Below are 17,541 nucleotides of genomic sequence, written 5' to 3' on the forward strand. Positions count from 1 at the left end.
TCCTCCTATCGCGACGTAGCTCCCGCCACAAGCTGCAAATAGCTGTCCGCTACGAGACTCGCTCCACCAACCAATGCTCCGTCGATATCCGGCTGTGCCATGTAGCTTGCGATGTTTTCCGGCTTGACACTTCCGCCGTATTGAATGCGCACTTTCTCGGCTGTCGCTTGTCCGAAGCGTTCTCCGATTACGTTGCGAATGATAGCAATCGTTTCATTCGCATCCTCTGCCGTGGAAGATTTGCCTGTACCAATCGCCCAGATCGGCTCGTATGCAATAACGGTATCCGCCACTTGTGCAGCATCTACTCCAGCAAAGGCACCTTCTGTCTGCGTACGGACTACGTCAGCTGTCTCGCCCGCTTCCCGTTGCTCCAGACTCTCGCCTACGCACACAATCGGTACGAGACCTGCTGCTAACGCGGCTACAACCTTTTTGTTCACCGTCTCATCTGTTTCATTGAAATATTGACGGCGCTCTGAGTGACCAAGGATCACGTACTCCACACCGATTTCTTTCAGCATAGACGCGCTGATTTCGCCTGTATAAGCACCTTGCTCTTCAAAATGCATGTTTTGCGCGCCGATGGCAATATCCGTGCCCGCCAGCTCTTCCTTAAGTGCAGCCAACGCTGTAAAAGGTGCGCAAATGACTTTTTGTACTCCGGAAGTATTATTGCCAGCCTTGGCTTCCTGGGCAAACGCTCTTGCCTCGCCCATCGTCTTGAACATCTTCCAGTTCCCCGCGATAATTGGTGTTCGCATGCAAACTCCCCCTCTTCGCTCTTATTCGTTATCTGCCAACACAGCTACGCCTGGCAGTTCCTTGCCTTCCATGAATTCCAGAGACGCTCCGCCGCCTGTAGAAATGTGTGTCATTTGCTCGGCTACACCTGCTTTTTCCACTGCTGCTACGGAATCACCGCCACCGATGATCGTCGTACCGCTGCATGCTGCCATTGCCTTGGCTACGCCAATCGTGCCGCTTGCAAAAGCATCCATTTCAAATACGCCCATTGGACCGTTCCAAACAACCGTTTTCGAATCTACGATAACGCTGTGGTACTGTTCCACTGTTTTTGGACCGATATCGAGTGCCATCCAGCCCTCTGGAATCGCATCGATTCCCACGACCTGCTTTTCTGCATCTGCCGCAAAACGGTCAGCTACCACAACATCAACTGGCATCAGCAATTGAACGCCGCGCTCTTTTGCCTGATCCATCAACGTACGTGCAAGGTCGAGCTTGTCGTCTTCACACAGAGAAGCACCAGTACCATAACCTTGTGCTTTGAGGAATGTATTCGCCATACCGCCGCCGATAATCAGGTGATCAACTTTGGTCAACAAATTTTCAATGACAGCAATTTTATCTTTTACTTTTGCACCGCCGACAATCGCTGTAAACGGACGCTCCGGATTGGACAAGGCTCCGCCCATGAAGCGAATTTCCTTTTCCATCAGCAAGCCCGCAACTGCTGGTATGTACTCAGCGATTCCCGCTGTAGAAGCATGTGCCCGGTGAGCTGTCCCGAATGCATCATTGACAAACAGATCAGCCAAGGCCGCAAAGCTTTTTGCCAGTTCTGGATCGTTCTTTTCTTCTCCCGCATGGAAGCGCACGTTTTCCAACAGGATGACGTCGCCAGACTCCATCCGTTCCACTGCCGCCTCTACGTCAGCACCATGGCAATCCTCCAGCTTACGTACGTCCTTGCCCAAGAGTGAGGACAGATGGGCTGCGACAGGAGTAAGACGCATCTCTTCCACTACTTGGCCTTTAGGACGCCCAAAATGGCTCGCCAGGATTACTTTGGCTCCTGCCTCCACCATGAAACGGATGGTTGGTACAGCAGCACGAATGCGTGTATCGTCGGTGATTACCCCGTCCTGCATCGGCACGTTAAAGTCGACACGGCAGAATACGCGCTTGCCTGCCAGCTCAACATCGCGGATAGATTTCTTGTTCATGAACGATCCTCCCAAATCATTGGCTTTTTATTCGGAAAAAAGATATGGGAAAAGGGAGATTGCTCTCCCTTTTTTTCCACAACAGTTCTATTTTACGTGTTAGAAGCCGCGCTGTGCAACATAATGACACAAGTCTACGACACGATTGGAGTAACCCCACTCGTTATCGTACCAGGAAACGACTTTCACCATGTTTCCTTCCAGTACCATAGTAGACAAAGCATCAATTGTGGAGGATGCAGGGTTTCCGTTGTAATCAGACGATACGAGCGGCTCTTCGGAGTAGCCCAGAATGCCTTTGAGCGGGCCTTCTGCCGCTTCCTTCAGCGCGTTGTTGATTTCTTCAACAGTTGCATCTGTCTTCAGCTCAACTACCAGGTCCACTACCGAAACGTTTGGAGTTGGTACGCGCATAGCGAAACCATTCAGCTTGCCTTTCAGCTCAGGCAATACGAGTGCCACTGCTTTTGCCGCTCCTGTAGAGGTTGGAATGATGTTCTCCGCAGCAGCACGGGCACGGCGCAAATCTTTGTGCGGCAGGTCGAGAATTTGCTGGTCATTGGTGTAAGAGTGAACGGTTGTCATCAATCCGCGTACGATGCCGAATTTTTCATTGAGAACCTTCGCGTATGGCGCCAAGCAGTTCGTTGTGCAGGATGCGTTGGAGATCACGGTGTGTTGTGCTGGATCGTACTTGTCTTCGTTTACACCGATTACGACTGTAATGTCTTCATTTGTTGCTGGAGCAGAGATGATGACTTTTTTCGCGCCACCTTCCAAATGCTTCGCTGCATCTTCGCGCTTCGTGAAGCGTCCAGTCGATTCCACTACGATTTCAACACCGTAATCTGCCCACTTGAGTTGAGCGGGGTCGCGCTCTGCCAACACCTTGATTTCTTTGCCGTCAACGATGAGCGTGTTCTCGGAAGCTTCAACGTTCACGTTAAGTACGCCATGTACGGAGTCATATTTCAAAAGGTGCGCCAGTGTGTGCGCATCTGTCAGGTCATTGACCGCTACGATTTCTACATTCGGATTGTTCAGTGCTGCACGAAATACGTTACGACCGATACGACCAAATCCGTTAATACCTACTTTTACCATAATGTATACCTCCTGCTCATTAGCTAGCTTTATTCTTCATCGCGAGAAACCTGCCCTCCGGCCAAAACCAGCGGGTCGATAATATCGTTACAATCGGTAATAAGATTGGAAAAAACACAAAGGGCAATGTCTGGATCGTCGAAACACCTAGCGTGAGCGCCATCATCATCGATAGTCCGTTCCACGGAATCAGTACAGGCATGACAACTGTGGAGTCCAGCATCGTCTTGCCCAACAGCTCGCGCCCTCCCTCCCATTGGGAGAACCGCCCGAGAAGAGTAGAGCCGAGAACCAGAATCGGAATGGTTTGATTACAGCTGATGATGACCACTAACAACGACAATGCCGCTGCCTTCGCTACCAGTACCGTCTTATTTTTTGTATGGCCCATCATTTTGTCTACGATGGGGGTTAATAAATTGGCTCTGTTCAAAATGCCGTTTAAAAAGCCTGCGAGAATGATTAACGCCAGAACACTGAAGATGGCGAACATCCCGCCCCCATGGACCAGTTGATCCAGCGGCGTTCCTGAATGAAGCTCAAATCCAACTAGCATCGATGTAAAAAACGTCTTCACATCCAAATTCCCATTGATCCCGACTAGAATCGCACTGGCTCCGATACCGTAAAACAATGCCTTGACCGCCTTGACTCTCAGTGCAAAAGAAGCAATTAATACGACGAGCGGCAGCATCAAGCTCCAATGTACAGAAAAATGACTGACTAGCAGCTCTTGGTACATTTGAATGGTATCCGTCGAGTTCGCCTGCGGTCGAAACAGATCAAGGATCAGGAAAAGCAAAGCGCAAATCGCTACCGTAAGCAAAGCAGGACGCCGTATTCTTCTTTCCTGCTCTTCTGTCATACCGACATTGGAAAGCACAAGTAAACGACTGCTGGATATCGGTGAGAAACGTTCCCCCACCATCGCTCCAGAGATGAGCGCACCTCCTACGATCGCAGGTGATATCCCTGCTGCGTGTGCAATGCCCATCAGGGACAGCCCAATCGTACTCAGCGTACCGATTGATGTACCCAATAAATAACTGACGCCTGCGGTCAACAGAAAAGAGAGGACGAACAAATACTCGACATTCACAATCGATAATCCGTAGTAAATGATGGCGGGTATGGTTCCTCCCATCATTAATAGCGGAATCAAGAGTCCTACTAAAAACAGAATCGTAAGGACGGGCTTTGCCTTTTGGACACCTTCCCAGCCAAAAACGAGCTGCTGCTTCCACGGATACCCCAATCTTTTTACACTAACCAGTGTGACCAAGATCGCAAAAACAATCCCCCATGCGATCGGAAAACCGAGCGATAGGCTCAAAATGATGCCAGCGATCATTGCCAAGATGGGTGTTACCGATGTGATAGACATGCGACCGACTTCCTTCCGTTACAATCGTGTGGACAACAGCGTGTAAGCTGCCCCTTCGTCCGTAATGAGTACATTCTGACACGATTGCTTAGCAAAGGAAAGAATCGCTTTTGCCTTGCTTTCGCCCCCCGCAATGGAGAGCACCGTTTCTGCCTTGTGCACTTCCTCTAGCTGCAAACCAATGGTCGGCATTCTGTGGACCGTTTCTCCCGCTTCATTAAAGTAGTAGCCGAATGCTTCTGATACAGCACCCGTCTCGACTAATTCTGCGAGCTCTTCCTCCGAATAATTCCGCCTTTTCGCCATCTTGACGGCATCCCCGATTCCATGCAAAACGATTCGAGTCTCGCCCAAGAGCGACAGCACATCTTGCACTTGCGGCTCTTTGACCAATGTCTGCAAGGCTTCTGGATGGAGGCGATCCGGTACGTGAAGAAGCCGATAAGAAGCACCTGTTTTCGCTGCCATGGCGGAAGCGAGCGTATTCGCTTGCAGCTCTACGCGTTCTCCCAGTCCACCGCGAGCAGGGACAAACTGAACGTTTTTGAACGAAGCAGAAGGCGTCAGATGACTTGCTACGCTAGCGATGGATGAACCACCTGTTACCGCTACAATGTCTCCTTCTTGAACGACCTGTTTGAGGACCCTTGCCCCTACCCGTCCCAGCTCTTCCTTTACCCAAGGCGATTGGTCTGCATTGCCCTGCACCACAATGACTTCCGGAATGCCCAGCTTTTTTTGCAGGCGCTCCGCCAAGTCAGTAAGACCGAACAGCTCTCCGACGAGAGGCTCCATGTCGTCCAAGACTTGTTGTCCTTCTTCACTCAGGCTCATTCCGGCAGCCGTTACATAAAGGAGCCCCGTCTCTTTTAGCAGTTCCACTTCTGCCCGCAAAATACGCTCAGTGGTATCCATGGCTTGAGCGAGACCTCTTCTGCCAATCGGCTGCAAATGATAGATGGATCGGAGCAACATGTACCGCTGACGCAAAACCTGAATCAAGTCAGGCAACAATTTTTGTTGCAGTTCCAGTAAACGTCGCATTTGGCCTTCTTCCTTGGTTACAAATTGTTGATCGGGACGTTTTGTGTCCCTGTATATACATTTTATGTCCCGCTTGGTGCAAAAAAAGATCACTTGCTACAACTCGAATGTATCATATTTAACAAAATCTTGCAAGTTCCCCCGAGCCTATATAAAAAGTGCCACTCATGACCGAGCGGCACGTCTATCTAATTCGTTTCGCAGCTCCTCGAACGTCACCACATGTGTAATGGAGCGAAACACGATCTCTCCATCTATCTCGACTACTGGAATGACAAACATCATTTCTTCATGCAAGACCGGATCACTTTCAATATCAACCATGCGCATACGAAGGGGGAACTCCTCCGCCAGACCTCGGATGTAGAGCTCCACCTCGTCGCACAAATGACATTTCTTTCGTCCGTACAAAACAATTTCAAACGTTTTTTCATTCATTCTCATTAAAACCTCTTTCGTTTGGCCGACGATGGGATCAGCATCTCTTCCCGGTACTTGGCAACCGTGCGGCGGGAGATTTCAATCCCCTCTGTAAGGAGCATCTCACCCAACTTTTGATCAGATAACGGAGACTTCCGATCTTCTTGCTCGATCAGTGCTTTGATCCTGCGCTTCACACTCTCAGAAGAAGTCGCTTCCCCGCTGGAAGTAGAGAGTGCTGACGTAAAGAAATACTTCAGCTCAAAAATTCCGCGCGGTGTCTGGACGTACTTGTTGCTGGTTGCCCGGCTGATCGTCGATTCGTGCAGGCCGACCCGCTCTGCTATTTCCTTTTGCGTCATGGGCTTTAAATAATGAATTCCCCGATCAAAAAACTCCCGTTGCATATCGAGGATGGCCTGTGTTACACGCATAAGCGTCAAGCGGCGCTGCTCCAGACTTTTTGCCAGCCACATGGCGGCATTCAGCTTATCGTGAATGAACTGTTTGGCTTCATCCTGACTTTTTTGCTGGCTCAGCATTTTTTCATAGAAGCTGTTGATTTTCAGCCGCGGTGCAGCAACATCATTGACCAATACTACATAATCATTCCCGACCTTCTCTACCGTCACATCTGGAATGACATATCTTGTCTCTACTGTGGAAAAAGCCGCCCCTGGACGCGGATTCAGCGTACGGATCAGGTCTGCCATCGCCTGTACCTCTTGCGGTGTACATCCGATTTTGTCTGCGATCCGCTGATAGCGATTGTCCGCCAAATCTTGCAGGTGGTTGCGAACGACCTGAACGATCTTTTCATCATCGAGCGCCAAATGCCCGAGCTGCAGCAAAAGACATTCTTCCAGGCTGCGTGAAGCTACGCCTACCGGATCAAAATGCTGCAAAACGGACAACACGTCCTCAATCTCCAGCATTTCGGCGCCCAGGCGCGCACTCGCTTCCTCCAATGTAATTTCCAAATACCCCTTCTCATCCAGATTCCCGATCAAAAAGAGAGCGATCTGTTTTTGCAGCGACGAGAATCCTTTTACATAGCCGAGTTGACGCTCCAGATGTTCGTACAGCGTCTCCGCACCTTGCTGGACGTGATCCAGCGGATTGTAAGTGCTTTCATTTTTCGACGAGCCGTACTCACCTGTCGCGCGATTGCCCACAATTTCTTTCCAGTCAATCTCAGGAGCTGGTTTCTCTGCTTTTGCAGAAGCGACTTCTCCAGCCACTTCAAGGTCGAAAACAGGATTTTCATTTGCCTGATCCTGCAAATAGGAGATGAGATCAATGGCTGAATACTGCAATATGGTAATCGCTTGGCGTAATTCCGGCGTCATCACTAATTTCAGTGTTTGTTCTTGAAATAACCCCAATCCCATGTTCATGAAGCTCGCCTCCTTCGCACTTGCTCATGCTGCTCGATGACTCTTTATTTTCATTATATTCGTTCTCTCATGCAATTTTCCTGCCAAATTATGATACAGCAGCACAAAAAAGTGACCCTTGTGGTCAGGATCACTTTTGGAGTCTTTTTCTATCCTTGGCGGCTGCGATAAAGCATCATGATAAAAAAAGGAGCTCCTACCGCTGCCGTAAACACGCCAACAGGCACATCCAGTGGGACAAACAGCGTCCGTGCCACCAAATCAGCCACTAAAACGAAAAGTCCACCAAGTATGGCAGAGGCAGGGAGTAAACGACTGTAGCCTGAACCGATCAGCTTGCGTGCCATATGCGGAGCCATCAAGCCAACAAAGCCTATTCCTCCTGCAATCCCGACTGCTGCCGCTGCCAACGCCACACTAATGGCAATCAAAATGAGCCGCTTTCGTTCGACGGAAACACCCAATCCTTTTGCTATTTCGTCCCCTAGCTCCAGTGAATTCAGTGTCCTTGCCTGCATCATAATCAGAATGAAGAATCCGACTGTCCACGGAAGTAAACTAAACACATGATTCCACGAACTCCCGTACACAGTCCCGGACATCCAGCCAAGCGCTTGGGAAGCGAGATAGATTGGACCAGATAAGATGAAATAAATAGACAATGCACTCATTGCCGTTGAGATCGAAACACCTATTAAAGCAAAGCGAAACGGAGAGACCCCACGTTTCCAAGCAGTTATGTAAGTGAGAAAAGCAGCAAAAAATCCACCGATTAGCGCAGCAACTGGCAGCCAGTGAATACTGTACGCTCCGTTGGAAAATGCGATGAAAGCCATAGCCGAAGCTGTTGCACCACTTGTCGTCCCGATCAAATCTGGCGAAGCCAGCGGGTTGCGGACGAGGGCTTGGAGAATAGCACCGGACACAGCCAACGCTGCACCCACAAGTACCGAGAGCACAATGCGCGGCAGACGCAACTCGAGCACAATGAGTTGCTCAGTGCCATTTCCCAAACCAACCAATGTTTTCAAAACTTCCAACACGGGAATGCGTGTACTGCCCAATCCGATACTAATGACGACAGCAGCCACCAGCAGAATAGCCAAAAGGATCAAGATGCCCATCGACCTTTTTTCCACATGAAAAGAGAACATCGGCTTCTGACTTCGAATCACTTTAAAGTTATTCATGTGCCCTCCTCCTTACAATGGCAATGACGAACGGCACTCCTAGAACGGCAGTAGCTACTCCTACAGGGACTTCTTCCTGCACAAGCAAGAACCGGGAGATCACGTCAGCCACAACGAGGAATATGGCACCTAACACGACGCTGTAAGGCAAAATCCAACGGTGATCAAAGCCGACCAAATACCTCGCAATATGGGGAATCATGATTCCAACAAAGCCAATGGGGCCGGTCAAGGCTACAGACCCACCTGCGAGAAGTACGACAACCAAAACGATCGCCGTCTTTATCCATATAATCTTTTGTCCCAGACCTGTGGCAACATCGTCACCCAGTGCCATCAAATTGAGAGAGCCTGCCATAAAACATGCCAGTATCCACCCACAGAACAAATAGGGAATAATCATCAAGGCGTGCTGCAAATCGCGTCCAGACACAGATCCCACCAGCCAATAGAGCGCTTCCTCTAACGTCTGGTTACTCATTAGCATCAATAAGGAAGTCAACGAAGAGGCAAAAGCGGCCACAGCCGAGCCCGCAAGTGTCACTTTTAACGGCGAGCTCCCACCTCGTCCCGCTGATCCAAGCAAATAAACCAGAATAGCCGTAAATCCCGCGCCCAAAAATCCAATCCACATCAACTGTGTAAAGGAAAAAACGTTCCCTGCCAAAAACAACGCAATCACAATGAACAGGGCCGCTCCCGAATTGATTCCCAAAACAGAGGGGGAAGCTAACGGATTGCGGGTGAGGGCTTGCAGAAGAACTCCCGCTACAGCCAAGCTTCCTCCGACAAATGCAGCCGTAATTGCCCGAGGTACTCTCGTATCCTTAATAATAAGATGTTCTGTGCTCCCATCGAACTGAGTATACGCCTCAATGGCTGTTGATAGAGGGAAGTTTTGCAATCCATACAGTACGCTCGCCGTCATGGCCAACGCAAGAATCACGATCCCCATAATCAGTACAGACCATTTTTGAACACGGCTGCATAAAAAAGATTGCACGTTCGATCCCCTTCTCTCATGCTGCTGCCCATTTAGATATGGACCGAGTTCATATTCATGAAAAAATCCACTAAAACCACTTTTTTTCGTTTGCATTTTGCCTGATCGCTGTCATATAATGAAATAGTGTCATTAAAAAACACTATACGCCTGTAGCTCAGTGGATAGAGCAATGGTCTCCGGAACCATGTGCGGGGGTTCGATTCCCTTCAGGCGTACCATAATTGCTAACCAAAAGGCTGGATGCTTCCAGCCTTTTTTATTTTCCTATCTCTTCTATTAGTTGATATCCGCAAAGATCCTCTCGATATCCTTCACCATCAAATTCGCTGCCAGGATTCCCCCGGCCGTATTCCAAACAGCTTCGTTTACTTGATACGCACGGCCTGTCTGTACCACCTTCATGTTCTTCGCGAGTGGATCACTTAGCCATTCTTGTGCGGTCTTCGAAGCTCCGGTATCCCCATTACGGTCAGAGGTGAAGTAAAAGAAAACATCTCCGTCCAGTACATTGATCTGCTCTTTTGCGATATCTTTGGAAAACTCCGCCTTGTTCTGCTCCGCTGGACGTGCAAAGCCTAGCTTGTCGAAAATAACCCCTGCAAAGTTTTGTTTATAGTAGACACGTACTTTCCCAGGCTGGAATCGTGCCAACGAGATTTCCATCTTCGCTTTGTCACCTAGCTTGGTTTTAGTCTCTGCGATCAATTTATCGAAATCAGCCAGGACTTTCGCTCCTTCTGTTTCCTTATTTACCGCATGCGCATATAATTCGAAGTTTTCAATCATGCTGTCACCAAGGTTTTCAGTAAAAACGGTTGGCGCAATCGCTGATAACTGCGTGTAAATCTTCTCTTGTCGCACTTTTGTTCCGAGGATCAGGTCGGGCTTTAAGCTGGCAATCAGCTCCATGTTAGGCTGTGTCTCGTCCCCTACGACTTCAACCCCACTCATCTGATCTTTAATATGGTCGAACCACGGTTCTCCGATCCATGATTTAACTGCTCCTACCGGCTTGATTCCCAATGCAAGCAAACTTTCTGTCCCCTGGTTGGTCAAAACAACGATGCGCTGTGGGGTGCCCTTGATTTCTGTTTCACCCATGGCATGTGTAATCTTGCGGACCTGTTCTGACTGCGGCTGCTCTGTTTGTGCCTGTGGGGCTGGAGCAGCCGTTTCCGTACCGCAAGCAGCCAAAAGCAGCGACATGATCATCGTCACTAGCAGTGAGAGCTTTCCTGTTTTAAACATAGTTGTGTCCCCTTTTACGGTAATGAGTATCATTATCAATTTGGAAGTAAAAAAATAGGCCTATCTATCTGTGCTTCCTCTTCCACCACGTTCTCCCACTGCGCAAAGGGAGATCAAATGTTACAATTGTACACTAATATAGATATCTCCCATTTTCAATTGAATTCAGGAAAAACCACTCGAAAATAGACAAAAGCAAGGATGTGTCACATTTGAATCTCAATGTAAGAAATCGAACACAACCGTCAAAAGAATGGATCACTCTTGCTCTGCTTCAACTCATGGAAAAAACGCAATACTCCCACATCTCCATTACCGAGATCACACAAAAAGCAGGGCTTGCCAGACAAACCTTTTATCGCAATTACGAGGATAAAGACGAAATCTTATATGAATATTTGTGCGCTCAGTATGCGACCTACTGGAGGATCATAGATGAAGAGAACGAGCTGAATGAAGATATGCTGATAGCTTTTTTCGAGATGTGGCAGCAGCACTCTCCCCCTTCCTTAATAGAGAACATTTGCAGTGGTGACAGGAAAGTGCGACAGATCATTTTTCGGAGCGTTGACTTTTCTATTCAAGAGCGTTTTCCAAACAGGGCAAATCCAGAGAACCATCATCAACAGGAGAGCCTCTACTACTATGCACAAAGATCGATGTCCTCCACCCTCCATGTGCTTTTGATTGAGTGGACATTGAGACGATTTCAAGAGTCCTGTAAAGAGATGGGGCGACTTGCTTTTCAATTGACAGCCTCGATGCGCGAACTTCTTCTCTAGTAGGAGCTTCTTCTGCACCCTTGGAAGAAAAGCAGCCCGCTTCCTTAAGGAGAACGGGCTGCTTTTTTTCGTTAAAAAGCTATTTCCTACTGATGATTCCTCGTTTTATACAAAAGATACACAAAAAACGGCGCTCCAATCGCTGCGGTAAAAATCCCTGCTGGCAAATCATGCGGTAAAAACACCGTTCTCCCAATCAAATCAGCCAAGACGACAAGCATCCCGCCCAAAACGGCGGAAGCCGGCAGCAAGTAGCCATACGCAGAACCTACTAGCCTACGCGCAATATGTGGAGCCATCAAACCGATAAAACTGATTCCTCCTGCCACTCCGACAGCAGCACCAGCCAATGCCACACTAATCGCAATCAGGAGCAATCTCTTCTTATCAATCGCTACGCCAATGCCTTTGGCGATATCATCCCCGAGCTCCTGGGCATTCAAATAACGGATTTGGAAAATCGTAGCGCCGAGAAACAAAACAGTCCACGGAAGCAAGGTCATCACATTTACCCAAGACATACCGTACACGGTTCCTGTCATCCACCCGAGAGCGTTTGAGGCTTTGTGGGTTTGAGTGATCACCATGAAAAAGATCGTTAATGCCCCCATGCCTGCTGAAATACATACACCCACAAGCGCGAGACGGAAAGGGGAGACTCCCTCCTTCCAGGCAGTGAGATACGTAAGCGTAGCGGTTAACAATCCACCGATCAAGGCCACCAATGGCATCCATTGCACACTTACATCTTTTGCGAATGTGATAAATGCTACCGCCGCTGCCGTCGCTCCCGCTGTAGTTCCAATCAAATCAGGCGAAGCCAACGGATTTCGCACCAAGGACTGCAAGATAGCCCCAGATACTGCCAAGGAAGCCCCCACCATGACAGAAACGACAACGCGAGGCAATCGCCAATCGAGCACGATCAATTCATTCTGTTCACTGCCCGCGCCCACAAAAGCTTTGATGACTTCCCACACAGGAATATGCAAGCTTCCTAAGCCAATACTCAATACAATCACAACAGATAAGAGCAAAAATAGTATGAAATTCATTCCTAACGCCCGCTTATTTACATGAAACGAGAGCGCCGGCTTTTTGGTCCGAATGACTACATGTCTATGCATACGCCCTCCTCCTGACCAGCGGGATGATAAAAGCCACTCCGATCATGGCGGTTGCTACGCCTACTGGTACTTCCAAACGCATAGGCATCAATACAAGGCGAGAAAGCAAGTCCGCGCAAACCAGAAAAGCTCCGCCGAAGACAATCGAATAGGGAATCAACCAGCGATGATCAAGACCGACTAAAAAACGACAAAGATGCGGTATGATGATACCCACAAATGCAATCGGTCCGGCGAGTGCGACACTCCCACCAGCCAAGAGCACCACGATCAAAATCGCTGAAGCTTTTACCAAGATAATCTTTTGGCCCAGGCCAGTCGCTACATCATCACCGAGTACCATCAAGTTTAACGAGCCGGTCAGTAGCATAGCACCTAACCAGCCTACAAGCAAATAAGGAATGATCATAAAAAAATGATCGAGCTGTCTTCCCTCCACAGAGCCAACTAACCAGTAAAAGGCCTCTGTCATCGTCTTTTCTTGCAGCAGCATAAACAGAGAAGTCACAGACGAAGCAAAAGCAGCAACCGCTGCACCCGAAAGTGTCAGCTTAATCGGAGTCATGCCTCCCCGCCCAGCGGAAGCCAATCCGTATACAAGCAATGCAGTCACACCCGCTCCGATAAAGCCTGCCCACATCATTTGCGACACTGGGAATTTCGAGCCAAAAACAGCAATCGTCGTCACTATAGCGGCTGCAGCTCCAGCGTTCACACCGATAAGAGATGGTGAAGCCAAAGGGTTACGAGTCAACGCCTGCAACAGAACACCTGCTACAGCGAGACTGCTCCCCACCGCTACTGCTGTCAGTGTACGCGGCATTCGGGAAGTCGTAATAATCAAATGTTCCTCCGAACCGGAAAATTGAGTGTATGCCTCTACTGCCGTAGTGAGCGAATACCGATTGATTCCGAAAAGGATACTAGCTACCATCACGACCGCCAAGACGACGAGTCCTACTATGAGTACAGTAGTCTTTTGCAGTCGGCTGGACAAAATTACATTCACGCCTGTTCCCTTCTTTCCGTTGCATTCTCCCTATTCTGTCTATTTCCTTTTCGTTACATCTGTATGTAAGTTTCTCCCACTAATCAGTCTAAGCGTGCGGATTGGGCTAGTCAATGATATTGATTTTTATTATCGCTAATGGAAAATATCGCACAAAAATATCTATAGTTTTCCTTTGGTTCCAAAAAATATATTGACACATTGTCATATGAGCATATACAGTAATGAAGAAAAATGATAATCATTATCAGTTAAAAGGGGGATTTTCCATCATGCGCAAAACTTCCCTGCGTTTGATGCTCGGGGCTATGCTTTCCGCTGTCATGCTCGTAACAGGTTGCGGAGGACAGGCAACGCCTTCATCCAACTCGTCTTCTTCAACACCAGCCGCATCATCAGCACCTGCACCGGCAGCGTCTGAAGAGAGAGAAGTCAAACACTTTATGGGGTCAACAAAAATAAAAGGGACTCCTCAACGTGTCGTCACTCTCACTAGTGAAAGCACAGAGGCTGTTCTCGCATTAGGAATTACACCAGTTGGGGCTGTCATGAGTGGCCTCGGCAAACCTGGTGACCCATGGCATCCACATATTAAAGAGAAAATGAAGGATGCAGTTGAATTAGGCGATGAGAACCAACCGAACGTTGAGCTGATCGCCAGCCTGAAGCCAGACCTGATTCTGGGAACAAAAGGACGCCAAGGGCAAGAAAAAGTATACGCTCAGCTTTCCTCGATTGCCCCAACCGTCTTCTCCGAGGATCTCGTAGGCAGATGGAAAATCAACTTTACCCTTTACTCAGAAGCGCTGAATAAAAAAGCTGAAGGCGACAAGCTGATGGCTGATTTCGATAAGAAGATTGAGGATGCAAAAGGAAAACTGGGTGACAAGACGAAGATGAAAATCTCTGTCGTTCGTTTCGTAGCTGGCAAAACTCGTCTTTACTTGAAAGACACTTTCTCTGGCGTTGTTCTGAGCCAGCTTGGCTTTGCTCGACCAGCCTCCCAAGACATCGATGAGTTCAAAAAAGACATTCCAAAAGAGCTCATGGCTGAAATGGATGGCGACGTCATGTTTTACTGGATCGGCGATTATTCTGGTGATGGATCTGCTAATAAATACACCGAGGAATGGATGAAAGATCCGCTCTATCAAAAACTGAATGTCGCGAAAAACAATAAGGCATTCCAAGTTGACGAAGTGATCTGGAACGTAGGCGGCGGAATCCTTTCTGCTGAACTGCTTGTTGATGACATCGTAGAACGCTTCTCCAAACTGTAGGCTATATACTTTCCGATTCCGTCAATAAAGCAGGAGTGGTTGAGATAACCACTCCTTTTCTTTTGCCTGCTGGCATTATTGATCGAGTTCCTTATTTCCAGCGGTATCCTTACTGGGCAGAATCGGATCTATTTGTTCAGGTTTACGCGAATAAGCTTTGTTTGTAACCAAAATCGTCGCACCGATAATGACGATAAAAATAAGCACCAACGCAACGATAAAACCAGTTGTCATGCATACACCCCCGACTTTTTTCTAACTCTCATTATAGCGGATTTCCATGCAAGTCAGAACCTTCATGCATAACCAATTCATTATGGAATAACAAACTATTCCAAATTTTGATAGGAAAATGGCTCCTATATCTCGAATAGTTACGACAACGCTATCTCATTCAAATACTTGATAGACTATGCGGGGGAAATCTGATGAACAAGCTTAAAACCCCTTTCTTATGGAAAAAGAAACGCTCGAAAAAGGAAATCACGCAAGTGTTATTTCCAGATCAAATATTAAAAGCATTTTTTCACTTTACAACAGATGCCATCTCGATTAGTGATCTCGATAACAATATCGTCTTGGTGAATCATGCTTTTGAGCAATACTACGGTTGGTCCATGGAGGAGATTTACGCTTCACCGCTCTGCTTTATTCCAGAAGAGTACAGGAGCGAAACCAAACAGTTATTTGATGCGGTCAGGAGCATGGGTGTATTACTAACCAATTACGAAACCATCAGACAGCGAAAAGATGGCACGAAGATGGATGTCATTCTGTCGGCTGCTCCAATCAAAGATGAAACAGGAAAAATTATTGGTGCTTCCTGCATTACCCGTGACATTTCCGACCGCAAAAAAATTGAAGAGGCCTTACGTCAAACCGAAGCCAAATATCGTCTCCTCATTGATCATACCCAGGATATCGTGACGATTTATGATTTATCCATGCGACGTATCTATGCATCCCCATCAATCGAGCAATTGGGATTTGTTCCAGCCGAGGTTACTTCCCCTAACAATCTGCAACTCACACATCCAGAGGATATCCCCATGTTCCGGGACAAATTTCAAGAGATCATGACAACGAAACAACCCGTTCATTTCGAGACACGCTCTATGGATAGGAATGGAAACGAGGTCTCCTTTGAAACACGCGGTATCCCCATTTTAAGCGCGGTAGGAGACGTCCAAAACATCATGTTAGTCTCGCGAAATGTCACAGAACGCAAATACTCTGAGGCTGCCTTGTTTAAAAGCGAGAAAACGAACAAAATCATCTCGGAATACACAGATGATCTTATTCTGATTACAGACAAAAACGGGGATATCCTCTATCTCTCCCCTTCGCATTCACGCGTAATCGAAACGAGTGAAAATTGCCGTCAGCTCACCTTTGCCGAGATTCATCCAGAAGATCGGCAAACTGTCATTGACCACTTTCATCATTTGCTGGCGAGCCAAGAACCAAAAATATGCGAGTTTCGTTTCCAAACAAAAAATAACAAATGGATCGTTCTCGAATCAAAGGGTACCCCTATCCTGACAAAAACGGGAGATTGTGACGGCTTTATCATCGTATCGCGGGATATTACAGAACGCCGAAATAACGAGGAATTATTACGGAAGGCTGAGAAGCTGTCCGTGATTGGGGAACTGGCTGCTGGAATCGCCCATGAGATTCGCAATCCGCTCACATCTTTGAAGGGCTTCATCCAATTTCTTTATCCGAGCATGAATGATAACCAGCAGTACGCCGACATCATGCTCTCTGAACTGGACCGGATCAATTTTATTGTGAGTGAATTGCTAGTCTTGGCAAAGCCACATAGCATTCAAATCAAGCCTCTTCCGCTCATCCCTTTGCTTGAAAGCGTCTTGGCACTATTGAGGTCAGAAGCAAATTTGAAAAACATCGATTTCCGTACCGCATTCGCTTACTATCCGATCATTGCGGGAGAAGAAAACCAGCTCAAGCAGGTCTTTATCAACATCATTAAAAATGCCATTGAAGCGATCGACGGACATGGTGAAGTTCTGATTGCCACCACTTTAAAAGACAATCATCAGGTGCTCATTACGCTCACGGATACTGGCTGTGGAATCTCTGAAGAAATGATTCACAAGCTGGGCGCCCCCTTTTTCACGACAAAAGAAAACGGAACTGGCCTCGGCCTCATGATCAGCAGCAAAATCATGAAAGACCACAACGGCAGCCTGGAAATTAAAAGCAGGGAGCACGAAGGTACAGTAGTAGAGATTACACTTCCGATTGTACAGGACCAAATTGGGTCATCCTAGAAAGGTGTACATCCCATCATCAGTGGAGGTGCCCTATGGATTTCACCAAAATGAGCACGAGTGAGTTCGTGGCCAAAATTCGCGAATCCCAAGCGAAAAATCTGCGAAGCAGACAACATCAAGGCTACGGTCATCCCGAAAAGCGTTTGCCCAGCAAGCAAGGCATTTAACAAGCAAAAGCCCTCCCGCGAGCTCCTTTGGCTCAAACGGGTGGGCTTTTGTCATTGTTATTGCGGATCTTGCTTATTCAGGTTACGATCTCTTTCGGACTTTTGCTTCTGGG

At 47.9% G+C, this 17,541-nt stretch carries 17 protein-coding genes and 1 tRNA gene; 5 read left to right on the top strand and 13 right to left on the bottom strand.

Annotated features, from left to right (window positions below; all coding sequences use genetic code 11):
• Positions 1-5 precede the first annotated feature (5 nt).
• The 9 genes from tpiA to FB479_RS22680 form a co-directional block, all read right to left on the bottom strand.
• Complete coding sequence (gene tpiA / locus FB479_RS22640) at positions 6-764, bottom strand: triose-phosphate isomerase (RefSeq protein ID WP_142066798.1); 759 nt, start codon at positions 762-764, stop codon at positions 6-8.
• Positions 765-785: 21 nt separating this feature from the next.
• A complete protein-coding gene (locus FB479_RS22645; protein WP_142066799.1) occupies positions 786-1,970 on the bottom strand; it encodes a phosphoglycerate kinase in 1,185 nt (394 codons plus the stop codon).
• A 99-nt stretch (positions 1,971-2,069) separates the two neighbouring features.
• Positions 2,070-3,074: a type I glyceraldehyde-3-phosphate dehydrogenase gene (gene gap / locus FB479_RS22650; RefSeq protein ID WP_106656309.1), complete on the bottom strand. Its 1,005-nt coding sequence runs from the start codon at positions 3,072-3,074 to the stop codon at positions 2,070-2,072.
• Positions 3,075-3,093: 19 nt separating this feature from the next.
• A complete protein-coding gene (locus FB479_RS22655) occupies positions 3,094-4,458 on the bottom strand; it encodes a Na+/H+ antiporter NhaC family protein (RefSeq protein ID WP_142066800.1) in 1,365 nt (454 codons plus the stop codon).
• Positions 4,459-4,476: 18 nt separating this feature from the next.
• Positions 4,477-5,502 carry a sugar-binding transcriptional regulator gene (locus tag FB479_RS22660; protein ID WP_106656311.1) on the bottom strand — a complete coding sequence of 342 codons (1,026 nt, stop codon included), beginning with the start codon at positions 5,500-5,502 and terminating at the stop codon, positions 4,477-4,479.
• Positions 5,503-5,667: 165 nt separating this feature from the next.
• Complete coding sequence (locus tag FB479_RS22665) at positions 5,668-5,946, bottom strand: glutaredoxin family protein (RefSeq protein WP_185746400.1); 279 nt, start codon at positions 5,944-5,946, stop codon at positions 5,668-5,670.
• Positions 5,946-7,319: an RNA polymerase factor sigma-54 gene (rpoN, locus tag FB479_RS22670; RefSeq protein WP_106656312.1), complete on the bottom strand. Its 1,374-nt coding sequence runs from the start codon at positions 7,317-7,319 to the stop codon at positions 5,946-5,948. The genes FB479_RS22665 and rpoN overlap by 1 nt, the downstream gene beginning before the upstream one ends.
• Before the next feature lie 149 nt (positions 7,320-7,468).
• The gene (locus FB479_RS22675) at positions 7,469-8,509 is read right to left on the bottom strand and encodes a FecCD family ABC transporter permease (RefSeq protein WP_142066802.1); all 1,041 of its coding nucleotides are present in this window, start codon (positions 8,507-8,509) and stop codon (positions 7,469-7,471) included.
• Positions 8,502-9,512: a FecCD family ABC transporter permease gene (locus FB479_RS22680; RefSeq protein ID WP_142066803.1), complete on the bottom strand. Its 1,011-nt coding sequence runs from the start codon at positions 9,510-9,512 to the stop codon at positions 8,502-8,504. Before FB479_RS22680 ends, FB479_RS22675 begins: the two co-directional genes overlap by 8 nt.
• Before the next feature lie 146 nt (positions 9,513-9,658).
• On the opposite strand from FB479_RS22680, the gene FB479_RS22685 reads away from it, so the two are divergent.
• Positions 9,659-9,733, top strand: a tRNA-Arg gene (locus FB479_RS22685).
• 58 nt (positions 9,734-9,791) lie between these two features.
• On the opposite strand, the gene FB479_RS22690 is transcribed toward FB479_RS22685, so the two are convergent.
• Positions 9,792-10,763 carry an ABC transporter substrate-binding protein gene (locus FB479_RS22690; protein WP_142066804.1) on the bottom strand — a complete coding sequence of 324 codons (972 nt, stop codon included), beginning with the start codon at positions 10,761-10,763 and terminating at the stop codon, positions 9,792-9,794.
• 212 nt (positions 10,764-10,975) lie between these two features.
• Here FB479_RS22690 and FB479_RS22695 point away from each other — a divergent pair, with 212 nt between their 5' ends.
• The gene (locus FB479_RS22695) at positions 10,976-11,545 is read left to right on the top strand and encodes a TetR/AcrR family transcriptional regulator (protein WP_142066805.1); all 570 of its coding nucleotides are present in this window, start codon (positions 10,976-10,978) and stop codon (positions 11,543-11,545) included.
• An 86-nt stretch (positions 11,546-11,631) separates the two neighbouring features.
• Here FB479_RS22695 and FB479_RS22700 read toward each other — a convergent pair whose 3' ends face one another.
• Positions 11,632-12,672 carry a FecCD family ABC transporter permease gene (locus FB479_RS22700; protein ID WP_142066806.1) on the bottom strand — a complete coding sequence of 347 codons (1,041 nt, stop codon included), beginning with the start codon at positions 12,670-12,672 and terminating at the stop codon, positions 11,632-11,634.
• Positions 12,665-13,681 (bottom strand): FecCD family ABC transporter permease, encoded by a 1,017-nt coding sequence (locus FB479_RS22705; protein WP_142066807.1) that lies wholly within the window; start codon positions 13,679-13,681, stop codon positions 12,665-12,667. The genes FB479_RS22700 and FB479_RS22705 overlap by 8 nt, the downstream gene beginning before the upstream one ends.
• Before the next feature lie 272 nt (positions 13,682-13,953).
• Here FB479_RS22705 and FB479_RS22710 point away from each other — a divergent pair, with 272 nt between their 5' ends.
• Positions 13,954-14,961, top strand: a complete 1,008-nt coding sequence (locus FB479_RS22710) for an ABC transporter substrate-binding protein (protein WP_142066808.1) — start codon at positions 13,954-13,956, stop codon at positions 14,959-14,961.
• A 75-nt stretch (positions 14,962-15,036) separates the two neighbouring features.
• Here FB479_RS22710 and FB479_RS30595 read toward each other — a convergent pair whose 3' ends face one another.
• Complete coding sequence (locus FB479_RS30595; RefSeq protein ID WP_007720456.1) at positions 15,037-15,195, bottom strand: hypothetical protein; 159 nt, start codon at positions 15,193-15,195, stop codon at positions 15,037-15,039.
• Between the two features lie 194 nt (positions 15,196-15,389).
• On the opposite strand from FB479_RS30595, the gene FB479_RS22715 reads away from it, so the two are divergent.
• On the top strand, positions 15,390-17,258 hold the full coding sequence (locus tag FB479_RS22715; protein ID WP_142066809.1) for a PAS domain-containing sensor histidine kinase: 1,869 nt from the start codon (positions 15,390-15,392) through the stop codon (positions 17,256-17,258).
• Positions 17,259-17,293: 35 nt separating this feature from the next.
• Positions 17,294-17,428, top strand: coding sequence for a DUF4023 domain-containing protein (locus FB479_RS22720; RefSeq protein ID WP_015893478.1), 135 nt, complete (start codon positions 17,294-17,296; stop codon positions 17,426-17,428).
• The last annotated feature ends 113 nt before the right edge of the window (positions 17,429-17,541 follow it).

Source organism: Brevibacillus sp. AG162 (assembly GCF_006715575.1).
Taxonomy (GTDB): Bacteria; Bacillota; Bacilli; order Brevibacillales; family Brevibacillaceae; genus Brevibacillus; species Brevibacillus brevis.

Excerpts from the sequence above, each read along its gene's own strand:
- tpiA (WP_142066798.1), bottom strand. The coding sequence starts at position 764 with ATGCGAACACCAATTATCGCGGGGAACTGGAAGATGTTCAAGACGATG.
- FB479_RS22645 (WP_142066799.1), bottom strand. The coding sequence starts at position 1,970 with ATGAACAAGAAATCTATCCGCGATGTTGAGCTGGCAGGCAAGCGCGTA.
- gap (WP_106656309.1), bottom strand. The coding sequence starts at position 3,074 with ATGGTAAAAGTAGGTATTAACGGATTTGGTCGTATCGGTCGTAACGTA.
- FB479_RS22655 (WP_142066800.1), bottom strand. The coding sequence starts at position 4,458 with ATGTCTATCACATCGGTAACACCCATCTTGGCAATGATCGCTGGCATC.
- FB479_RS22660 (WP_106656311.1), bottom strand. The coding sequence starts at position 5,502 with ATGCGACGTTTACTGGAACTGCAACAAAAATTGTTGCCTGACTTGATT.
- FB479_RS22665 (WP_185746400.1), bottom strand. The coding sequence starts at position 5,946 with ATGAGAATGAATGAAAAAACGTTTGAAATTGTTTTGTACGGACGAAAG.
- rpoN (WP_106656312.1), bottom strand. The coding sequence starts at position 7,319 with ATGAACATGGGATTGGGGTTATTTCAAGAACAAACACTGAAATTAGTG.
- FB479_RS22675 (WP_142066802.1), bottom strand. The coding sequence starts at position 8,509 with ATGAATAACTTTAAAGTGATTCGAAGTCAGAAGCCGATGTTCTCTTTT.
- FB479_RS22690 (WP_142066804.1), bottom strand. The coding sequence starts at position 10,763 with ATGTTTAAAACAGGAAAGCTCTCACTGCTAGTGACGATGATCATGTCG.
- FB479_RS22700 (WP_142066806.1), bottom strand. The coding sequence starts at position 12,672 with ATGCATAGACATGTAGTCATTCGGACCAAAAAGCCGGCGCTCTCGTTT.
- FB479_RS22710 (WP_142066808.1), top strand. The coding sequence starts at position 13,954 with ATGCGCAAAACTTCCCTGCGTTTGATGCTCGGGGCTATGCTTTCCGCT.
- FB479_RS30595 (WP_007720456.1), bottom strand. The coding sequence starts at position 15,195 with ATGACAACTGGTTTTATCGTTGCGTTGGTGCTTATTTTTATCGTCATT.
- FB479_RS22715 (WP_142066809.1), top strand. The coding sequence starts at position 15,390 with ATGAACAAGCTTAAAACCCCTTTCTTATGGAAAAAGAAACGCTCGAAA.
- FB479_RS22720 (WP_015893478.1), top strand. The coding sequence starts at position 17,294 with ATGGATTTCACCAAAATGAGCACGAGTGAGTTCGTGGCCAAAATTCGC.